The organism is Microtetraspora niveoalba (assembly GCF_001570405.1).
In the GTDB taxonomy this organism is placed as follows: Bacteria; Actinomycetota; Actinomycetes; order Streptosporangiales; family Streptosporangiaceae; genus Microtetraspora; species Microtetraspora niveoalba.
The window spans coordinates 1-18,159 of the sequence record NZ_BBYM01000045.1 but is presented as its reverse complement, the minus strand read 5'-3'; the positions used below and the strand labels follow the sequence as shown (position 1 = coordinate 18,159).

The following is an 18,159-nucleotide window of genomic DNA, read 5'->3' as shown; positions in this document are numbered from 1 at the left end:
TTGTCACACTAATTGAGGAAAACGGGGTCAAGATGGCGCTGGGGGAAGGTGATCCGGAGAGGCTGGGCCCGTTCGAGCTCGTTGACCGGCTGGGAGAGGGCGGCCAGGGGATCGTCTACCTCGGACGCGGGCCGGCCGGCGAGCAGGTGGCGGTCAAGCTGCTCCACACCCGCTTCGCGGCGGACCAGGAGGCGCGGCACCGGTTCCTGCGCGAGGTCGCGCTGGCCCAGCGGGTGGCGCGGTTCTGCACGGCGCCCGTCCTGCACGCCGACCTCGCCGGGAACCAGCCCTACATCGTCAGCGAGTACGTCCCGGGGCCGTCGCTGCGGCAGCTCGTGGACAAGGAGGGGCCGCGCCGGGGGGCGGCGCTGGAGCGCCTCGCCATCAGCACCGCGACCGCGCTGGCCGCCATCCACCGGGCCGGGATCACGCACCGCGACTTCAAGCCGGCCAACGTCCTGATGGGCCCCGAGGGGCCGGTCGTGATCGACTTCGGCGTGGCGCGGGCGCTGGACTCGCCGCAGGCGACCGCGACGGGCGCGACCATGGGCACCCCGTCGTACCTCGCGCCCGAGCTGCTCTCGGGGGGCGGGGCGACCGGGGCCGCCGACGTCTTCGCCTGGGGCGTCACGATGGTGTTCGCGGCGACCGGCACGCCCGCGTTCGGCGCCGACTCGATCCCGTCCGTGATCACCCGCATCCTGAGCATCGAGCCCGACGTCAGCGCGCTCACCCCGCCCCTGCGCGACCTCGTCGCCGCGTGCCTGTCCAAGGACCCCGCCCGGCGTCCCACCGCGGACGACGTCGTCGCCGCGCTCACCGGCGGTCCCGGCGCGTACGCCCCGCCTCCGGCGCACCCCGCGGCCCCCGTGGCCGCCCATCCCGGGGCACCGGCCGGAGGGCCCGCCGGGGAGCATCCCGCGCGTCCGGGGCAGGGACCGCAGGCCGCGCCGCCCTCCCACCCCGGGCCCGGAGCGCCCGGCCCCTCGCACCCCGGACGGCCCGCCGCCCCCGGGACCGGGAGCGGGCGGAAGACGCGAAGCCGGGTGCCGATCCTCGCGGGCGTCGGCGGCGCGGTCGTGGTGGCGGCGATCACCGCGGCCACCGTGGTGACGACCCAGAACGCGAAGAACGTGGCCATCGAGCAGTCGGGAACCCCCGTGGCGGAGGCGGCCGACCCCACATCGGCCGCCGACGTCCCCTCTCCGGACAGTCCGCGGACGGGGGCTCCCACGCCCTCGCCGTCCCGGTCGCCCCGGGCCAGGCCCGGGCAGACCCGTACCGCGCCGCCCGTGCCCGCCCGGCAGGAGCCGGCGCACACCCCGGCGACGACCCGCGGCACTACGTCGAAGGCCACGTCGTCGCCGCGCCCGTCGGCCTCCGCCGTCCTGATCCTGCCGACCGGGGGGCCGGAGCCGTCGCCCGTCAGGACCCCCGCCCCCGCCAAGACGACCGCGGCCCCCAAGAGCACGCCGACGAAGACGGCCGCGCCGTCCCCGAAGCCGAACCCGTACACGGCCGCGGGCGTGTGCGGCTCGGGTTTCAGGGTCATCGACTCCCACGGCTGGGGCGGCAAGGCGACGACGTACCTGCTCTACAACGCGTCCACGGGCAGCAACTGCGTGATCACCATGTCCAAGTACGTGGTGCCCGGAAAGATCAAGATGGGTGCGGTGCTGAAGGTCAAGAACGGGAGCTCGATCAGCGACTGGGGCTCGTACACGACCTACGCGGGCCCGAAAAGGCTCGCCGCGAAGGGCAAGTGCGTCATCTGGGGAGGCGGGTACGGCTCCGCCGCCTGGAACAGCGCCTGGTCCCACTGCGGCTGACCCGGCCGCGCGGCGCGGGCACGGCTGCCGGTACGGCGGCGGGAACCCTGAGGACGGGCCCGCCGCCGGCACACTCCGGCGCGGCGCCGCGTTGACGCGCGCGCGGATTTCCGAGCAGGATCCTCCCGTGGCTGGACATGGCGCCGAACACGGTTCGGTGACCCGATGACGATCGTGACGAGCGGGCTGGACACCTCCGCCCCCGAGTACGCCGCGCGGCGCGCGGCCATGCTCGCCCGGCTCGGCGAGCTGGCGGACGAGCACGCCAAGGCGGTGGCGGGCGGCGGGCCGAAGTACGTGGAACGGCACCGGGCGCGCGGCAAGCTGCTCGCCCGCGAGCGGATCGAGCTGCTGCTCGACCCGGACTCCCCGTTCCTCGAACTCTCCCCGCTGGCCGCCTGGGGCACCGAATACCCGGTGGGCGCGAGCGTGGTCACCGGCATCGGCGTCGTCGAGGGCGTCGCGTGCGTGATCAACGCGAACGACCCCACGGTGCGCGGCGGCGCGTCCAACCCGTGGACGCTGCGCAAGTCGCTGCGCGCGGCCGACATCGCCCTCCGCAACCGGCTGCCGCTGATCAACCTGGTCGAGTCGGGCGGCGCCGACCTCCCGGCCCAGAAGGAGATCTTCATCCCCGGCGGGCAGGTGTTCCGCGACCTGACCCGGCTGTCGGCCGCGGGCGTCCCGACGATCGCGCTGGTCTTCGGCAACTCGACCGCCGGGGGCGCGTACGTGCCCGGCATGAGCGACCACGTGGTGATGGTGAAGGACCGGGCGAAGGTGTTCCTCGGCGGCCCTCCCCTGGTCAGGGTGGCGACCGGCGAGGAGGCCGACGACGAGTCCCTCGGCGGCGCGGACATGCACGCCCGGACCTCCGGCCTGGCCGACTACCTGGCCGCAGACGAGCACGACGCGCTGCGGATCGGCCGCCGGATCGTCGCCCGGCTCAACCGGCGGCGGCCCGGCCCGGCGTCCGCTCCCGCGCCGCCGCCCCTGTACGACGAGGACGAGCTGCTGGGCATCGTCCCGGAGGACCTGAAGGTCCCGTTCGACCCGCGCGAGGTCGTCGCGAGGATCGTGGACGGCAGCGACTTCGACGAGTTCAAGCCGCTGTACGGGCCGAGCCTGGTCACCGGCTGGGCGGCCCTGCACGGCCACCCGATCGGGATCCTCGCCAACGCCCGCGGCGTGCTGTTCGGCGAGGAGTCGCGCAAGGCGGCCCAGTTCATCCAGCTCGCCGACCGGTCGCGTACGCCGCTGGTCTTCCTCCAGAACACGACCGGGTACATGGTGGGCCGCGAGTACGAGCGGGACGGCATCATCAAGCACGGCGCGATGATGATCAACGCGGTGTCCAACTCGACGGTCCCGCACATCACGATCGTCATGGGCGCCTCCTACGGCGCGGGGAACTACGGCATGTGCGGCCGGGCGTACGATCCGCGGTTCCTGTTCTCGTGGCCGAGCGCCAGGTCGGCGGTGATGGGGCCGGCGCAGCTCGCGGGCGTGTTGTCCATCGTCGGGCGGGCCGCCGCCGAGGCGCGGGGGCAGGTCTACGACGAGGAGGCGGACGCCGCGATGCGGCAGGCGGTCGAGGCCCAGGTCGAGGCGGAGTCGCTGCCGTTCTTCCTCTCCGGCAGGCTGTACGACGACGGCGTGATCGATCCGAGGGACACCCGCACGGTCCTCGGCCTGTGCCTGTCCGTGATCGGCGACGCGCCCGCCGAGCCGTCCGGCTACGGCGTCTTCCGGATGTGAGGCTGCATGGGGACGATCCACCGGCTGCTGGTCGCCAACCGCGGGGAGATCGCCCGCCGGGTGTTCCGCACGTGCCGTGACCTCGGCATCGAGACGGTCGCCGTCTTCTCCGACGCCGACGCGGACGCGCCGCACGTCGCCGAGGCGGGCCAGGCGGTACGGCTCGGCGGCCCCCGGTCGTACCTGGACGCCGACGCGATCGTCGAGGCGGCCCGGGCCGCCGGCGCGGACGCGGTCCACCCGGGGTACGGCTTCCTCTCCGAGAACGCGGCGTTCGCCCGGGCCGTGCTCGGCGCCGGCCTGGTCTGGGTCGGCCCGCCGCCGGAGGCGATCGCCGCGATGGGCGACAAGATCGAGGCGAAGGCGCTGATGGCCGCCGCCGGGGTGCCGGTGCTCCCGACGTACGACCTGGACGACGGGGACGCCCGCCCGGAGCCGCCGCTGCTGGTGAAGGCGTCGGCGGGCGGCGGCGGGCGCGGGATGCGGATCGTGCGCGACGCGGCCGACCTGGCCGGGGCGGTCGAGTCGGCGCGCCGGGAGGCCCTGGCGGCCTTCGGCGACGGCGCCGTGTTCGCCGAGCCGCTGCTGGAGAACGCCCGGCACGTCGAGGTGCAGGTCCTGGCCGACGGCCACGGCACGGTCTGGGCGCTGGGCGAGCGCGAGTGCTCGGTGCAGCGCCGCCACCAGAAGATCCTCGAGGAGGCTCCCTCCCCCGCCGTCACGCCGGAGCTGCGCAGGGAACTGTGCGACGCGGCGGTGAAGGCCGCCCGGGCGGTCGGCTACGTCGGCGCGGGCACGGTCGAGTTCCTGGTCGGGGACGGCGTCGTCGCCTTCCTCGAGATGAACACCCGGCTCCAGGTCGAGCACCCGGTGACCGAGTACGTCTACGGCGTGGACCTCGTCCGGCTCCAGTTGGAGATCGCCGAGGGCGCCCCGCTCCCCGGGCTGCCGCCGAGCCCGGTCGGCCACGCGATCGAGGCCCGCCTCTGCGCGGAGGACCCGGCGGACGGCTGGCGGCCGCGGACGGGGGTCCTGCACCGCTTCGAGGTGCCCGGCGTGGACGCCGAGTTCCGCGCCGCCGGGACGCTGCGCCTCGACTCCGGCGTGACGGACGGCACGCTCGTCGGGCCCCACTACGACCCCATGCTGGCCAAGGTGATCGCGTACGCGCCGACCCGCGCGGGCGCGGCGCGGCGGCTGGCCGGCGCGCTCGCCGCGGCCCGCCTCCACGGCCCGGCGACCAACCGCGACCTGCTCGTCAACGTCCTGCGCCATCCGGCCTTCCTCGCGGGCGAGACCGACACCGGCTTCCTCGACCGGCACGCCGCCGCCGTCACCGCCCCGAGGGCGGACGCGGACGCCGTGCGTCTCTCGGCGCTCGCGGCGGCGCTCGCGCGCGCGGCGGCCAACCGGGCGGCGGCCCGGGTGCTCGGCGAGCTGCCCAGCGGCTGGCGGAACGTCGTCTCCCAGCCCCAGAGATCCGCGTTCGCCGTCCCCGGGGAGTCCGGGGAGCGCGTCGAGATCGCCTATCTGCTCACCCGCGACGGCCTGTCCGCCGAGGGCTTCGACGGCGTGGAGCTCGTGTCGGCGGCGCCCGGCGAGGTCGTGCTGTCGGTGGACGGGGTGCGCCGCGTGTTCTCCGTCCACGCCTGCCCGGACGTGACGTACGTCGACTCCGTCCTCGGCCCGGTACGGCTGACGCCGCTCGAACGGCTGCCCGAGCCCGTGCCGCGGGTCGAGCCGGGATCGTTGCTCGCGCCCATGCCGGGTACGGTCCTTCGCGTCGACGTCGAGCCCGGGGACCGGGTGGCCGCGGGCCAGCCGGTGGTCGTCCTGGAGGCGATGAAGATGGAACACCAGATCGTCTCCCCTGGGGCGGGCGTCGTGACCGCGCTCGACGCCGTCGCCGGCCGCCAGGTCGAGGCGGGAGCCGTACTCGCTGTGATCGAGGAGCACGCCGATGACATCGCCGATGACAACACTGGTACACCGTGAGACCGCCGGGGGCGTGCGCACGCTGACCCTCGACTCCCCGTCCAACCGGAACGCGCTGTCGGTCCGGCTGCTCGGCGAGCTGAGGGAGGCCCTGGACGACGCGCTGGCCGACCCCGGGGTGCGGGTGATCGTGCTGACGGGCGCCGGCCCGGTGTTCTGCTCGGGCGCCGACCTGAAGGAGCAGCGCGCGCAGCGGGAGGACGGCAAGGGGTCCGCGCCCGTGACGGGGGCGTTCCCCGAGATCCTCAGCCTCATCTGGGACAGCCCCAAACCGGTGATCTGCCGTCTGAACGGCACGGCGCGGGCGGGCGGCCTCGGCCTGGTCGCGGCGTGCGACTTCGCCTTCGCGCCGCTGTCGGCGACGTTCGCGTTCAGCGAGGTGCGGCTCGGCGTCGCGCCCGCGATGATCGCGGTCACCTGCCTGCGGCGGATGGAGCCGCGCGCGGCGGCGGAGTACTTCCTCACCGGGGAGACCTTCCCGGCCGCCCGGGCCGCCGAGATCGGCCTGCTCACCCGCGCGGTGCCCGAGGACGAGCTGGACGCGACCGTCGAGCGCTACGCCGGCATGCTGCTGCGCGGCGGCCCGGAGGCGTTGGCGATCACCAAGCGGCTGGTCCGCGAGGTGCCCGCGCTGCCCTTCGCGGAGGGTCTGGGCCGGATGGCCGATCTGTCCGCCGAGCGGTTCACCTCGGCGGAGGGGCAGGAGGGCATCCGCGCGTTCATGGAGAAGCGGCCCGCCGCCTGGATCCCCGCGCCCGCCCCGGAGGACGCGCCGCGATGACCGGCCCGGGCAGCGGCACGGGAAGCGGCCTGACGACCGGTCCGGGAAGCCGCGCCGAGGCCGGGCCGCTCCGTGTCGCCAACTGCTCCGGGTTCTACGGGGACCGGCTGTCGGCGGCGCGGGAGATGGTCGAGGGCGGCCCGATCGACGTGCTGACGGGCGACTGGCTGGCCGAGCTGACCATGCTGATCCTCGCCGGCAACCGGCTGAAGGGCCGCCCCGGCTACGCCCGCACGTTCCTCACGCAGATGGAGCAGGTGCTCGGCACCTGCCTGGACCGCGGCATCAAGATCGTCACGAACGCCGGGGGGCTCGACCCGGCGGGGTGCGCGGAGGCGGTGTGCGATCTCGCGGACCGGCTCGGGCTGTCGGTCACGGTCGGCCACACGCCCGCCGTCGACCCCGTCGAGGGCCGCGTGCGCGTCGCCCGCCGCCGTGCGCGGGTCGCCCACGTCACCGGGGACGACCTCATGCCCCGGTTGTCGCCGGGCTCCCCCGCGCCGATCCCGGCCGGCGCGCTGTCCAACGCCGACACCGGGGAGCCGCTCACCGGCCGGCCCGTCACCGCCAACGCGTACCTCGGCGGGCGGCCGATCGCCGTCGCGCTGGAACAGGGCGCCGACGTGGTCGTCACCGGGCGGGTCACCGACGCCGCGCTGGTGACCGGCCCCGGCATGTGGCGGTACGGCTGGCGGCCCGGCGACCTCGACGAGCTGGCGGGATCGGTGGTCGCCGGGCACGTGGTCGAGTGCGGATGCCAGGCGACCGGGGGCAACTACGCCTTCTTCGAGGAGGTGCCCGGCCTGGCCCGGTGCGGCTTCCCGATCGCCGAACTGTACGCCGACGGGTCGAGCGTGATCACGAAGCACCCGGGCACCGGCGGCCTCGTCTCCGTCGGCACGGTCACCGCCCAGCTCCTGTACGAGATCGCCTCCCCGCGCTACCTCGGGCCCGACGTGACCGCCCGTTTCGACACGATCCGGCTGGAGCAGGAGGGCCCGGACCGGGTCCGGATCAGCGGCGTGCGCGGGGAGCCGCCGCCGGCCACGCTCAAGGTGGGGCTCAACCTCGTCGGAGGCCACCGCAACACGATGACGCTCGTGCTCACCGGTCTCGACATCGAGGCCAAGGCCCGGGTCGCGGAGGAGGCGATCTGGGCGCGGGTGCCCAAGGAGTCCTTCGAGCAGGTCCACGTCGAGCTGACCCCGCTCTCCCACGTCGCCCCCGCGGGCACGCCGAGCCCCGGGGCCCGCCCCGCGACCACCCCACCGGAAGGCGGCCCGGCGACCGCACCGCTGCCCGGGAGCCACCCCGCGACCGCACCGCCGTCCGCGGCCGGCCCGGCGACCGCGCTGCTGCGGATCACCGTCATGGACTCCGACAGGGAGAAGGCCGGGCGGCGGTTCTCCTCCGCCGTGGTGGAGACCGGGCTGGCGAGCTATCCCGGGTTCTACGCGCTCACTCCCCCGGGCAACGCCTCGCCGTACGGGGTCTTCTGGCCCGCCCTGGTGGACGCGCGGGAGGCGCCCGCCGTGGTGACGATCGAGGGCAGGCGGATCACCGTGCCGCCGCCCGACCGCGCGGACGTCTCCGGCGGCGTCCCCGGCCCCGCCTCCATCCCCATGCCGGAGACCGGCCCCGCGCCGGACACCGCCTCCGGCCCCGCCCCGGCCCCGACGGCCCCCGTACGAGCGGCGCCGCTCGGGGTGGTGGCGGGGGCGCGATCGGGCGACAAGGGGGGCAACGCGAACCTCGGCGTCTGGACCGGCACGGCCGAGCGGTACGCCTGGCTGGCGGCGGAGCTCACCCCCGACCGGCTGAAGGAGCTGCTGCCGGAGACGCGCGACCTGGTCGTCGAACGCTTCGAGCTGCCCAACCTGCTGGCGCTCAACTTCGTCGTCCACGGGCTGCTCGGCCGGGGTGTGGCGGCCAACCCCCTGATGGACGCGCAGGCCAAGGCGCTCGGTGAACGGCTGCGGGCGGTCACGGTGGCGATCCCGGAGCACCTCCTCGCGGACGACCGAAAATTGCCGGAGTGATCCCCCGAAAACCCAAGAACCTTTACAATTGCGCGCAATTGTTCTTGGCATCGGGGAAGGACGCCATGCGACTGCGCTTTCTCGGCTCCACGTCCGAGGCGGGGGCCTGCCCCTCGCTCTACGAGACCGACCGGGGCACGATCGTCGTACAGGGGATGGAGCTCGTCGACACGGACGCGCTGGCGGACCTGCGCCACGTGCTCGACGGCGAGACGGCCGTCGAGGTGCCGAGGGAACTGCTCGTGGAGATCGCCAGACGCGTGCTCGACTGATCACGATTAGGCACATCCGTATGGCCGGATCGGTCCGGCGGGTCTACCTTTGAGCGCACCACAGCCGGAGGTAGCACGTGATCCACCGAACCACCCGTACGGCGACCGTCCATCCGCGTGCCGAAGGGGGGACCCCGGCGGCGCCACTCGGGACGGTGCTCGGGTGAGCGGCTTCCAGCAGGCCCGCGTCGATCTCGGCGCCGAGCTGCGGCGGCTGCGCGAGGAGGCGCACCTGTCGGGAAAGGACCTGGCCGAGCGCCTCGGCTGGCAACCGTCCAAGGTCTCCCGGATCGAGAACGCCAGGCAGACCGCGACCGAGGACGACGTGGTCACCTGGGGGCAGGCCGTAAGCGCCGACCCGGGCACCGTGGACGAGCTGCTCGAGCGGGCCCGCGGCCTCGTCGAGCGGCACGACTCGTGGCGGCAGCGGCACAGGAGCGGCCTGGCCGCGCTCCAGGAGGACATGCGCGATCTGGAGTCCAGGACCAGGACGTTCCGCGCGTTCGAGCCCGGCATCGTGATCGGCCTGCTGCAGACCGCAGAGTACGCGCGGAACATCTTCATCCGGATCCGCCGGGTCTACGAGGCGACCGACGACGTCGACGCGGCGATCCGGGTCAGGATGCAGCGCCAGGAGATCCTCTACGACCCCACACGCTCGTTCCGGTTCGTCCTGCCCGAGGCGGTGCTGCGGTACCGCTTCGCGCCGCTCGACGTGATGCGCGGCCAGATGGACCGGCTGCTGGCGGTGACCACCCTGCCCAACGTCGAGTTCGGGATCATCCCGACCGGCGTGCTGCTGCCCACCACCCTGGTGAACCCGTTCTGGATCTACAACGACGTCCTCGTGGGGGTCGCCACCAAGACCAAGGAGCTCCTGCTGCGCGATCCCGAGGACATCGCCTTCTACGCCCGGGAGTTCGAGGACCTCTGCGAGGCCGCCGCGTTCGGGGAGGAGGCCCGCCGCCTGATCGTCCGGGTGATCGACGACTACGGCCGGCAGCCGCCGGACTGACCGCCGCTAACGGCCGGGCCGCGTCCCGCGCGGTCCGTAATCGCCGGAATTATCGGCGCAATTGCTTGTATCCGGCTCCCGGCGCGTGCAATCCTTTCCCCCTGAACGGGAGGTGAAGCGCGTTGGTCGACACGGTTTCGCGCATCCACGAGTTCGCGTCCGCGGCCCGCGCGCACATCGACCTCTCGGTCCGGGTGGTCGGCGACATGCCTCCCCGCGTCCAGGTGCGCAACCGTTTCAGCGAGACCCTCCGCGAGACCGTCACCTGCTCCGACGACGGCGCTTTCCTCACCTCGTGGGGCTACCGGCTCGGCACCGTCGAGTGCGTCGAGTCCGCCGCCGCCCGGCTCGCCTACCTCCTGGCCGCCCTCCCCGCCTGAGGGCGACCACCCGCTCCCGGAATCAGCCGAGCCTCCCGGCTCCCGGCCCACCCTCACGCCGGGTGCGCCCCCGGAGCTCAGCCGAGCCGGTAGAGCGACGTCTCTTCCTCCTCGCCTCCGTACTCGGCGGCGTCCACCGGGGTGCCGTTGGCCTTCACCCACTCGGCGACCTCCGACGACCCGCCGCGCGGTCCGTCCCCGCCCAGCAGGACGTACTTCAGCCTGCCGTCGGCGGCGTACTCCCGGAGCGTGGCCACGGACATCGCCGGGTCGCTTCCGGTGAAGCCGCCCATCGCGATGACCGGCCTGCCGGTGGACAGGATGAGTGACGAGGCGCTCTGGGCGGAGGAGACGGCGACGAGCCAGGTGGCGCCGCCCTGGTTCCGCTCCAGATAGGCGGTCATCGCGGCGCTCACCCGTCCGCCGAACCCGCCCGTCCCCCGGCCGTCCGGGCCGCCGGGGCCGGCGGAGCCGTCCGGTCCGCCCGAGCCACCCGGGCCGGATTCTCCGGAGCCGCCCGGACTTCCGGTGCCGACGGAGTCCGAAGCGCCGCCGGGGTCCGCGTCCGGAGTGGCGAGGGGGTCGGCGGCGCCCATGGCGGCTCCGGAACCGTTCAGTTCGCCGTACCGGCCCTCGAGGCGATCACCGGGCCTCTCCCCCGGCTCTCCTCCGAACCCCCCTCTGAAGCCGCCTCCGGGCCCGCCGCCGGGGCCTCCCGGGCCCGCCACATGAGGGCCCCGCCGAGGCCCGTCAGCGCGGCGATGGCGGGTGCCATGGCGGTCGAGTAGTACGGGTGGAACGTCCCCGCCGAGAAGCTGAAAACGGCGTAGTGGACGAGCAGCCAGCCGCCCCACAGCAGCAGCGCGGCCCGTGCGGCGGAGCGGCGGCCCCGGCGGTCGCGGACACCGGGAATCCTCGTTCCGAGGGGCACAGGCCCGGGCCCCGTTCGCGGCCCGGCGAGACCCGCGGAGAGGGCGACGGCGCGGGCGGTGGTCAGGGCGAGCCCCGCCACGAGCGCGATCAGCGCGAACGGGATCAGCCAGGAGATCTGCCCCGCCATGACGTCGCTGAAGAGCCGGCCCGCGCCCGGCTCGCCGCCCCACGACGCGCCCCGGCCGCCCCCTCCGCCCCCTCCGCCGCCGCTCCCGCCGAAGATCCGGCCCAGCCCGTTGTAGCCGACGACGAGGTCCCACACTGTGTTGTCCGTGCTGCCCCCGATGTACGGCCGGCTCCGCTCCGGCCACAGGTCGACGACCACCATCCACCAGGCGCTGGAGACCGCGAGCGCCGCCCCTGCCGCGAGGAGCCGCCCGGCCCGGCGGAGGAGGGACCCCGGCGCCGCGCACAGGTACACGAGGGCGAGGGCGGGCAGCACGAGGTACGCCTGCAGCATCGTGGTGTTGAACGCGAGGCCGACCAGGACCGCCGAGACGGCGATCGTACGCGCGCGGCCGTCGCGGACCGCCTCCAGGCAGAACCATGCCGCCGCCACCAGGAGCAGCACCAGCACGGTGTCCGGGTTGTTGTCCCGGTCGATGGCCACGGTGATCGGCGTGAGCGTCATCACGAGGGCCGCGATCAGCGCGGCGGCGTGCCCGGCGGCGCCCTCCAGCGAGCGCCGGCCCGCGGAGTGGACCACGGCGACCGACGCGACTCCGGCGGCGGCCTGCGGCAGCAGCATGCTCCACGTGCCGAACCCGAGGATCCGCGCCGACAGGCCCATCACCCACAGGGCGAGCGCAGGCGCACCGCGCCGGAGAGGGTCCTGCGCGCGACCCGCCACATCCCTGTGTCAGCCGGGCTCGCCCGGCGTGCCGGGGAGGGTGAGGGTGGCCCGGGTCCCCCCGCCGGGCGCGTTCTCCAGGCGCGCCTCGCCCCCGGCGTCCCGTACGGCCTGGGCCACGATCGACAGGCCGAGCCCCGAGCCGGGGAGGCTGCGCGCCGACGACGAGCGCCAGAACCGCTCGAAGACGTGCGGGAGCTCGTCGTCCGGGATGCCGGGCCCGTGGTCGCGGACGGTCAGCACCCCGTCGGCGAGCCGCACCTCCACCAGGCCGCCCGGCGGGCTGAACTTCACCGCGTTGTCGAGCACGTTCACGGCGGCCCGTTGCAGGCCCCTGGCGTCGCCGTGGACCCGCCACGGCCGCAGGTCCACCCGGAACTCCAGACCCGGGCCGCGCCGCCTGGCGCGTTCCACGGCGACGGCGACCAGGTCGTGGAAGTCGACGTCGGTGGAGTGCTCGCCGGTCTCGGCGCTCCTCGACAGTTCGAGCAGGTCGCCGATCAGGCTCGACATCTCCTCGAACTGCTCCTTGACGTTGACCAGCAGCCGGCGCTTGGCCTCCGGCTCCAGGGCCCGGCCGGTGTTCTCGCTGCGCAGCATCAGGTCGATGTTGGTGCGCAGGCTGGTCAGCGGGGTGCGCAGCTCGTGCCCGGCGTCGGACACCAGCCGCCGCTGGCGCTCCTGCGAGCTGGAGAGCGCGGCCGTCATCGTGTTGAACGACCGGCCCAGCCGGGCGATCTCGTCGGTGCCCTCCACCGGGATCCGGATCGCGAGGTCCTCCGTACGCGCCACGTGCTCGACCGCGCTCGTGAGCCGCTGGACGGGGCGCAGCGCGGCGCGGGCCAGCCAGAGACCGGCCACGGCCGCGCCGACCACGCCGGCGACGGCGACCGAGCCGAGGATCAGGGCGAGCATCCGGAGCGTCCCGCTCAGGTCCTCGGTGGAGCGGAACACGCTCACGGCCACCGGCTCGTGCATCGCGAACCGCCGTACGTCGTCGGGCGCCCCCGGCGGCAGCGGCTGCGGGGTGTACCTCCTGGTGAGGACGAGGACGTCGCTGCCGTTCCCGGTCACGGCGTCGCGCAGGACCGGCTCGCCGTCCGAGACCGCCAGCGCCCGCTCCTCGGCGGTCGGCACGACCCGGTCGGTGTCGCCGAACGCGCACACGGTGCCGTCCGCGCGGATGACCGACCAGCCGCGGCCGGAGGGGTCCCAGGGGTGCGGCGCGCCCGCGCCCTGCCCGAACTTCCCCGGCACCGCCCGGCCACCGCCTCGACCGGCGCCCTTCCCGCCGTTGTCCACGTCCCCGGCGGCGGAGTCGCAGCCGGCGAGCGCCATCGCCACCTGCTCGGCGCGCGGGACGAACTCCAGCAGCGAGTCGCGGACCTGCCCCTGCATCTGGTCGCGGATCAGGACCCAGCACGCCGCCGCCGACAGCGCCACGGCCACCGCCACCGCGGACGCGATGACCAGGGTGAGCCGGGCCCTGAGCGACCGGCGCCTCCTCACGGGGAGGTCCGCAGCACGTACCCGACGCCGCGCACGGTGTGGATCAGCCGGGTCTCGTCCGCGGCCTCGGTCTTCCTCCGCAGGTACATCACGTACACGTCGAGGGAGTTGGACGAGGGCTCGAAGTCGAACCCCCACACCTCGCTGAGGATCTGCTCGCGGGTCAGCACCTGGCGCGGGTGCGCGAGGAACAGTTCGAGCAGCAGGTACTCCGTACGTGTCAGGTCGAGGGGGCGCCCGCCCCGCGTGACCTCACGCGTGGAGGTGTCCATGCGCAGGTCGGCGAAGGCCAGCACGGCGCCCGCGTCGGCGCCCGGCGCGCTCAGCGCCCCGCGCCGCAGCAGCGCGCGCACCCGGGCGAGCAGCTCGTCCAGCTCGAACGGCTTGACCAGGTAGTCGTCGGCCCCCGCGTCGAGCCCGGATACCCGGTCGCCCACGGCGTCGCGCGCGGTCAGCATCAGCACGGGGACGTGGTTGCCCGAGGCGCGCAGCCTGCGGCAGGTCGTCAGGCCGTCGAGGCGCGGCATCATCACGTCGAGCAGCACCGCGTCGTACGGCTCGCGCTCCAGCCGGTCGAGGGCGGACGTCCCGTCCGCGACGGTCTCGACCTTGTACCCCTCGAATTCCAGGCTGCTGCGCAGCGCCTCGCGCAGCGCCGGCTCGTCGTCGACCACCAGCAGCCGCCGCCCGGCGTCCCCTTCGGCTCCCATCACCGCTTCACGTTATCCGCGCGGGATGAGAGCTCTATGAGAGCAGAACGGCCATCGCGGCGTTGTGACCGGGGATTCCGCTGACTCCTCCGCCGCGCCGGGCGCCCGCACCGCACAGCAGGATCCGCGGGTGCGCCGTCTCCACGCCCCACGGCCCGTCCCCGGAGGACTCCGCGTACGGCCAGGACAGATCGCGGTGGAAGATGTGCCCGCCCGGGAGCCCGGCCTCGTCCTCCAGGTCGAGCGGGGTGCGCGCCTCGACGCACGGCTCGCCGGACGGCGCGCGGAGCAGGCAGTCCTCGATCGGCTCGGCGAGCACGGTGTCGACCGACGCGAGGGTGCGGCGCAGCGCCTCCTCGCGGGCGCCGGGCGCGGCGAACAGCCGGGCCGGCATGTGCAGGCCGAACAGCGTCATCGTGTGCGCGCCGGACTCCCGCAGCCCGGCGCCGAGGATCGACGGGTCCGTCAGCGAGTGGCAGTACATCTCGGCGGGCGGCAGCTCGGGGATGCGGCCCGCCGCGGCCTGGGCGCGGGCGGCGGCGAGCGCCTCGGCCCCCTCGTTGACGTGGAAGGTGCCGCTGAACGCCTCCTCGGGGCGGACGGACGGGGCCCTGAGCCGGGGCAGCCGCGCGACCACCATGTTGACCTTGAGCTGGGAGCCCTCGGGCCGCTCCGGGGTCTCTCCGAGCAGCCGGGCCAGGACGGCGGGCGGGAGAGCGGCGAGGACGTGGCCCCCCGTGACCGTGTGCTCGCCGCCGGAGTCGCGGAAGGTCACCTCGCCGCCCGGGTCGATCGCGAGCACCTCGGCGCCGCACCTGATCTCGGCCCCGGCGCTCAGGGCGGCGTCCGCGAGGGCGTCCGTGAGGGCTCCCATTCCGCCGACGGGGACGTTCCAGTCGCCGGTGCCGTCCCCGATGACGTGGTACAGGAAGCACCGGTTGGCCAGCAGGTCGGCGGCCGGGTCGGCGAAGGTGCCGATGAGCGCGTCGGTGAGGACCACGCCCCGCACGGTGTCGTCGGCGAAGCGTTCGGCGACGACCTCCCCGATGGGGCGCTCGAACAGGTCGCGCCACGCCGTCTCGCCGACGAGAGCGCGCAGCGCGGCCCTGTCGGGGAGGGGGTCGAGGAGGGTGGGTGCGACGCGCCGTGCGACGTGGGCGGTCATCGCGTAGAAGCGGCGCCACGCCTCGTGGTCGCCGGTCCCCCCGGTGACGGCGGCGAACGACGCGGCGGTGCGCTCCGCGTCCTCGCCGTCCACGAGGAGCCCCGTGTCCCCCGCCGGCGTGTACGAGGAGAAGCGGCGGCGCCGGAGCTCGACCCGCACCCCGAGGTCCGCGCGGATCTTGCCGGGCAGCAGGCTGACCAGGTAGGAGTAGCGCGACAACCGGGCCTCCACCCCGGGGAAGGCCCGAGTGGAGACGGCGAGGCCGCCGATGTGGTCGAGGCGTTCGAGCACGAGGACGCGGCGTCCCGCGCGGGCCAGGTAGGCGGCGGCGACCAGGCCGTTGTGCCCGCCGCCGGCGACGACCGCGTCGTAGCGCGAGTGAGCCATCGTCCTCCAGGTGTCGGCCCGCCGGCCGGAGCGGGCGGGGTGCCGGACGCGGCGGACGGCGGGACCGGGTCCCTGCGGCCGCGCGTGAGGGGCACACTAGCCGTGAGGGTCCGTCCCGGCCAGGTGACCGGTGCCCAGTTTCCCCCCGCTTCGTTGGCTGTTCGTGCGGTGGACGGCAACGAGCGATACGTATAGGTTTGTCCTTTTGTAACCTTTTAAGGATCTACCCGGGAGAGTCATGCTCAAGGTCGTGCCGTCGGAGGAAGTCGCCGAAGCCCTGGCCGCCGGAAGGCCGGTGGTGGCGCTGGAGTCGACGATCATCTCCCACGGGCTGCCGCAGCCGCGCAACCTGGAGGTCGCCCTCGAACTCGAGGAGATCGTGCGCGAGGCGGGGGCGGTGCCGGCGACGGTCGCGGTCCTCGACGGCGTGCCGCGCGCCGGGCTCGACCGTGAGGGGCTGGAGCGCATCGCGACCGAGCCCGACCTGCGCAAGCTCGGCTTCCGCGACCTCGCCCCGGCCGCCGCGCTGAAGGTCAGCGGCGCGACCACCGTGTCCGGCACCTCGTTCCTCGCCGCCAGGGCGGGCATCCGCGTGTTCGCCACCGGCGGGCTCGGCGGCGTCCACCGCGGCTGGACCACCGTGCAGGACGAGTCGGCCGACCTCGACACGCTGAGCCGTACCCGGATCACCGTGGTCTGCGCGGGCGTGAAGTCGATCCTCGACGTGCCGGCGACGCTGCAGCGGCTGGAGACCCGGCAGGTGACGGTGGTGGGCTACCGGACCGACGAGTTCCCCGGCTTCTACCTGCACACCTCCGGCGAGCCGGTGGACTGGCGGATCGAGACCGCCGCCGACGCCGCCGCGATCATGCGGGCGCAGGACGCGCTCGACGGGCCGAACACGGCGCTGATCGTCGCCAACCCCGTGCCGGTCGCCGACCAGCTCGACCCCGCGCTGCACGACCGTGTGCTCGCCGAGGCGCTCCGGGCCGCCGACGAGCAGGGCGTCACCGGGCAGGCCATCACGCCGTTCCTCCTGGAGTACCTGGTCAACGGCACGGCCGGCGCCTCGCTTGAGGCGAATCTCGCCGCTGTGCGCGGAAACACCCGCCTCGCCGGGCAGATCGCGGCATCCTGGTCCCGGGAGGGCTGACGTGGGAGGGCTGCTGGTGATCGGCGACGTCGTCACCGACGTCGTGGCGCTGCACGGGCAGCCGGTCGCCACCGGCACCGACACCGCGGCCGACATCGTGCTGCGTCCGGGCGGCTCGGGGGCCAACACGGCCTGCTGGGCCGCCCGGCTCGGCGCGGACGCGCGGCTGCTGGCCCGGGCCGGATACGACACCGGCGACTGGCACCGGGCCGAGCTGGTCAAGACCGGGGTGCGGCCGCACCTGCGGATCGACCCCGGACGGCCGACCGCCGTCGTCATCGCGATGGTCGATCCGAGCGGCGAGCGCTCCATGCTCACCAACCGCGGCGCGGGACGGCACATCGGCCCCGAGGACTGGTCTCCGTCGCTCCTCGACGGTGTGGCGCACCTGCACCTGTCGGGGTACACGCTGTTCGAGCGGCCGGGTCTCGACCTCGCCCGGATCGCCGTGCGCGAGGCCGCCGCGCGGGGCGTGACCGCCAGCGTGGACGCCGCCTCGACCGGCTTCCTGCGCGAGTTCGGGCCGGACCGCTTCGTCCGGGAGACCGCGCCCGCCGGGATCGTCATCGCCAACCTCGACGAGGCGCTGCTGCTCACCGGCGAGCCGGCCTCCCCGGAACGCGCGGCGGCCGCCCTCAGCACCGCGTACGGCACGGCCGTGGTGAAGCTGGGGGCGGGGGGCGCCCTGCTGGCCAGGGACGGGGCCGTCGTGGCGAAGGCGCCCGCGGTCGCCGCCGAGATGGTCGACTCGACCGGCGCGGGCGACGCGTTCGCCGCCGGATTCCTCGCCGCGTTGTTGTCCGGGATCGCCCCGGAGACCGCTCTGGAAAATGGTTGCCGGGCCGGTGCCGCGGCGGTCGCGCAGGTCGGCGGCCGTCCCCCGGTCGCGGGAGCGGCGGGCGCGGCGATCGGGATCGCGAAGGAGCTTTACCCTATTGACACCAATTGATAGCTTGCGGCGTAAGCTGCACCATTAGCAACATGCGTCACTCTCGGGAGGGTGCGGTCATACCGATGGACGCCGAGTCAACGATCTGCCTGAGTGATCTGGTTCCCGCCCTTCGCTGGACCCGTGCGCAGCAGGTCGCCGAAGTTCTGGCCGACCCTCGCCTGCCCGCGGGCTGGTGGGGCTCCGTCGCGCTCGGCCGAGCCCTCGGCGCGACCGGGGTGGACTGGCTCTGCGAGCGGCTGGCCCGGCTCGCCGCGACCCGCTGGGACCATCTCGCGCTGACCGACCTGCTTCCCGCGATCCAGGTCCACTCGGTGGATCCCGCCCTTCCCGGCTGGCAGGAGCCCGCCCGTTCGGCGGTCACCGGCCTGGGTGGCTGGCACCGGCTCCGCCGGCTCACTCCCGGAGATCTGCAGAGCCCCTCCGCGCCCGCC

At 74.5% G+C, this 18,159-nt stretch carries 15 protein-coding genes and 1 pseudogene; 11 read left to right on the top strand and 5 right to left on the bottom strand.

What is annotated here, in order from left to right:
* Positions 1-32 precede the first annotated feature (32 nt).
* From AWQ70_RS41705 to AWQ70_RS33185, 8 genes are all read left to right on the top strand, one after another.
* A complete protein-coding gene (locus tag AWQ70_RS41705) occupies positions 33-1,829 on the top strand; it encodes a serine/threonine protein kinase (protein WP_067185370.1) in 1,797 nt (598 codons plus the stop codon).
* 165 nt (positions 1,830-1,994) lie between these two features.
* Positions 1,995-3,587, top strand: a complete 1,593-nt coding sequence (locus AWQ70_RS33215) for an acyl-CoA carboxylase subunit beta (protein WP_067185365.1) — start codon at positions 1,995-1,997, stop codon at positions 3,585-3,587.
* Positions 3,588-3,593: 6 nt separating this feature from the next.
* Positions 3,594-5,582 carry an acetyl/propionyl/methylcrotonyl-CoA carboxylase subunit alpha gene (locus tag AWQ70_RS33210; protein ID WP_067185361.1) on the top strand — a complete coding sequence of 663 codons (1,989 nt, stop codon included), beginning with the start codon at positions 3,594-3,596 and terminating at the stop codon, positions 5,580-5,582.
* Complete coding sequence (locus tag AWQ70_RS33205) at positions 5,560-6,363, top strand: enoyl-CoA hydratase-related protein (protein WP_067185357.1); 804 nt, start codon at positions 5,560-5,562, stop codon at positions 6,361-6,363. The genes AWQ70_RS33210 and AWQ70_RS33205 overlap by 23 nt, the downstream gene beginning before the upstream one ends.
* Entirely contained in the window at positions 6,360-8,402 is a 2,043-nt protein-coding gene (locus AWQ70_RS33200) for an acyclic terpene utilization AtuA family protein (RefSeq protein ID WP_084518080.1), read from the top strand. The genes AWQ70_RS33205 and AWQ70_RS33200 overlap by 4 nt, the downstream gene beginning before the upstream one ends.
* A gap of 65 nt (positions 8,403-8,467) precedes the next feature.
* Complete coding sequence (locus tag AWQ70_RS33195; RefSeq protein WP_067185353.1) at positions 8,468-8,674, top strand: hypothetical protein; 207 nt, start codon at positions 8,468-8,470, stop codon at positions 8,672-8,674.
* A 163-nt stretch (positions 8,675-8,837) separates the two neighbouring features.
* Positions 8,838-9,689 (top strand): helix-turn-helix domain-containing protein, encoded by an 852-nt coding sequence (locus AWQ70_RS33190; RefSeq protein ID WP_067185350.1) that lies wholly within the window; start codon positions 8,838-8,840, stop codon positions 9,687-9,689.
* Between the two features lie 122 nt (positions 9,690-9,811).
* On the top strand, positions 9,812-10,069 hold the full coding sequence (locus AWQ70_RS33185) for a hypothetical protein (RefSeq protein ID WP_067185347.1): 258 nt from the start codon (positions 9,812-9,814) through the stop codon (positions 10,067-10,069).
* A 77-nt stretch (positions 10,070-10,146) separates the two neighbouring features.
* Here the strand turns inward: AWQ70_RS33185 and AWQ70_RS33180 are convergent, their stop codons facing one another.
* The 5 genes from AWQ70_RS33180 to AWQ70_RS33160 form a co-directional block, all read right to left on the bottom strand.
* Positions 10,147-10,665, bottom strand: coding sequence for a mannosyltransferase YkcB-related protein (locus AWQ70_RS33180; RefSeq protein WP_067185344.1), 519 nt, complete (start codon positions 10,663-10,665; stop codon positions 10,147-10,149).
* Positions 10,666-10,682: 17 nt separating this feature from the next.
* Positions 10,683-11,792, bottom strand: coding sequence for a glycosyltransferase family 39 protein (locus AWQ70_RS33175; protein WP_067185341.1), 1,110 nt, complete (start codon positions 11,790-11,792; stop codon positions 10,683-10,685).
* Positions 11,793-11,861: 69 nt separating this feature from the next.
* Entirely contained in the window at positions 11,862-13,361 is a 1,500-nt protein-coding gene (locus AWQ70_RS33170) for a sensor histidine kinase (RefSeq protein ID WP_067185338.1), read from the bottom strand.
* A complete protein-coding gene (locus AWQ70_RS33165; RefSeq protein ID WP_067185335.1) occupies positions 13,358-14,071 on the bottom strand; it encodes a response regulator transcription factor in 714 nt (237 codons plus the stop codon). The genes AWQ70_RS33170 and AWQ70_RS33165 overlap by 4 nt, the downstream gene beginning before the upstream one ends.
* A gap of 34 nt (positions 14,072-14,105) precedes the next feature.
* Positions 14,106-15,623: a phytoene desaturase family protein gene (locus tag AWQ70_RS33160; protein ID WP_067185332.1), complete on the bottom strand. Its 1,518-nt coding sequence runs from the start codon at positions 15,621-15,623 to the stop codon at positions 14,106-14,108.
* 238 nt (positions 15,624-15,861) lie between these two features.
* On the opposite strand from AWQ70_RS33160, the gene AWQ70_RS33155 reads away from it, so the two are divergent.
* The 3 genes and pseudogenes from AWQ70_RS33155 to AWQ70_RS33145 all read left to right on the top strand — a co-directional run.
* Positions 15,862-16,776, top strand: coding sequence for a pseudouridine-5'-phosphate glycosidase (locus AWQ70_RS33155; protein ID WP_067185328.1), 915 nt, complete (start codon positions 15,862-15,864; stop codon positions 16,774-16,776).
* Position 16,777: 1 nt separating this feature from the next.
* A complete protein-coding gene (locus tag AWQ70_RS33150; protein WP_067185325.1) occupies positions 16,778-17,725 on the top strand; it encodes a carbohydrate kinase family protein in 948 nt (315 codons plus the stop codon).
* A 65-nt stretch (positions 17,726-17,790) separates the two neighbouring features.
* A pseudogene (locus AWQ70_RS33145) lies at positions 17,791-18,159 on the top strand (hypothetical protein); the annotation flags it as partial.

Coding starts and splice junctions, on each gene's coding strand:
- AWQ70_RS41705 (WP_067185370.1), top strand. CDS start 33: ATGGCGCTGGGGGAAGGTGATCCGGAGAGGCTGGGCCCGTTCGAGCTC.
- AWQ70_RS33215 (WP_067185365.1), top strand. CDS start 1,995: ATGACGATCGTGACGAGCGGGCTGGACACCTCCGCCCCCGAGTACGCC.
- AWQ70_RS33210 (WP_067185361.1), top strand. CDS start 3,594: ATGGGGACGATCCACCGGCTGCTGGTCGCCAACCGCGGGGAGATCGCC.
- AWQ70_RS33205 (WP_067185357.1), top strand. CDS start 5,560: ATGACAACACTGGTACACCGTGAGACCGCCGGGGGCGTGCGCACGCTG.
- AWQ70_RS33200 (WP_084518080.1), top strand. CDS start 6,360: ATGACCGGCCCGGGCAGCGGCACGGGAAGCGGCCTGACGACCGGTCCG.
- AWQ70_RS33195 (WP_067185353.1), top strand. CDS start 8,468: ATGCGACTGCGCTTTCTCGGCTCCACGTCCGAGGCGGGGGCCTGCCCC.
- AWQ70_RS33180 (WP_067185344.1), bottom strand. CDS start 10,665: ATGGGCGCCGCCGACCCCCTCGCCACTCCGGACGCGGACCCCGGCGGC.
- AWQ70_RS33175 (WP_067185341.1), bottom strand. CDS start 11,792: ATGGGCCTGTCGGCGCGGATCCTCGGGTTCGGCACGTGGAGCATGCTG.
- AWQ70_RS33165 (WP_067185335.1), bottom strand. CDS start 14,071: ATGGGAGCCGAAGGGGACGCCGGGCGGCGGCTGCTGGTGGTCGACGAC.
- AWQ70_RS33160 (WP_067185332.1), bottom strand. CDS start 15,623: ATGGCTCACTCGCGCTACGACGCGGTCGTCGCCGGCGGCGGGCACAAC.
- AWQ70_RS33155 (WP_067185328.1), top strand. CDS start 15,862: ATGCTCAAGGTCGTGCCGTCGGAGGAAGTCGCCGAAGCCCTGGCCGCC.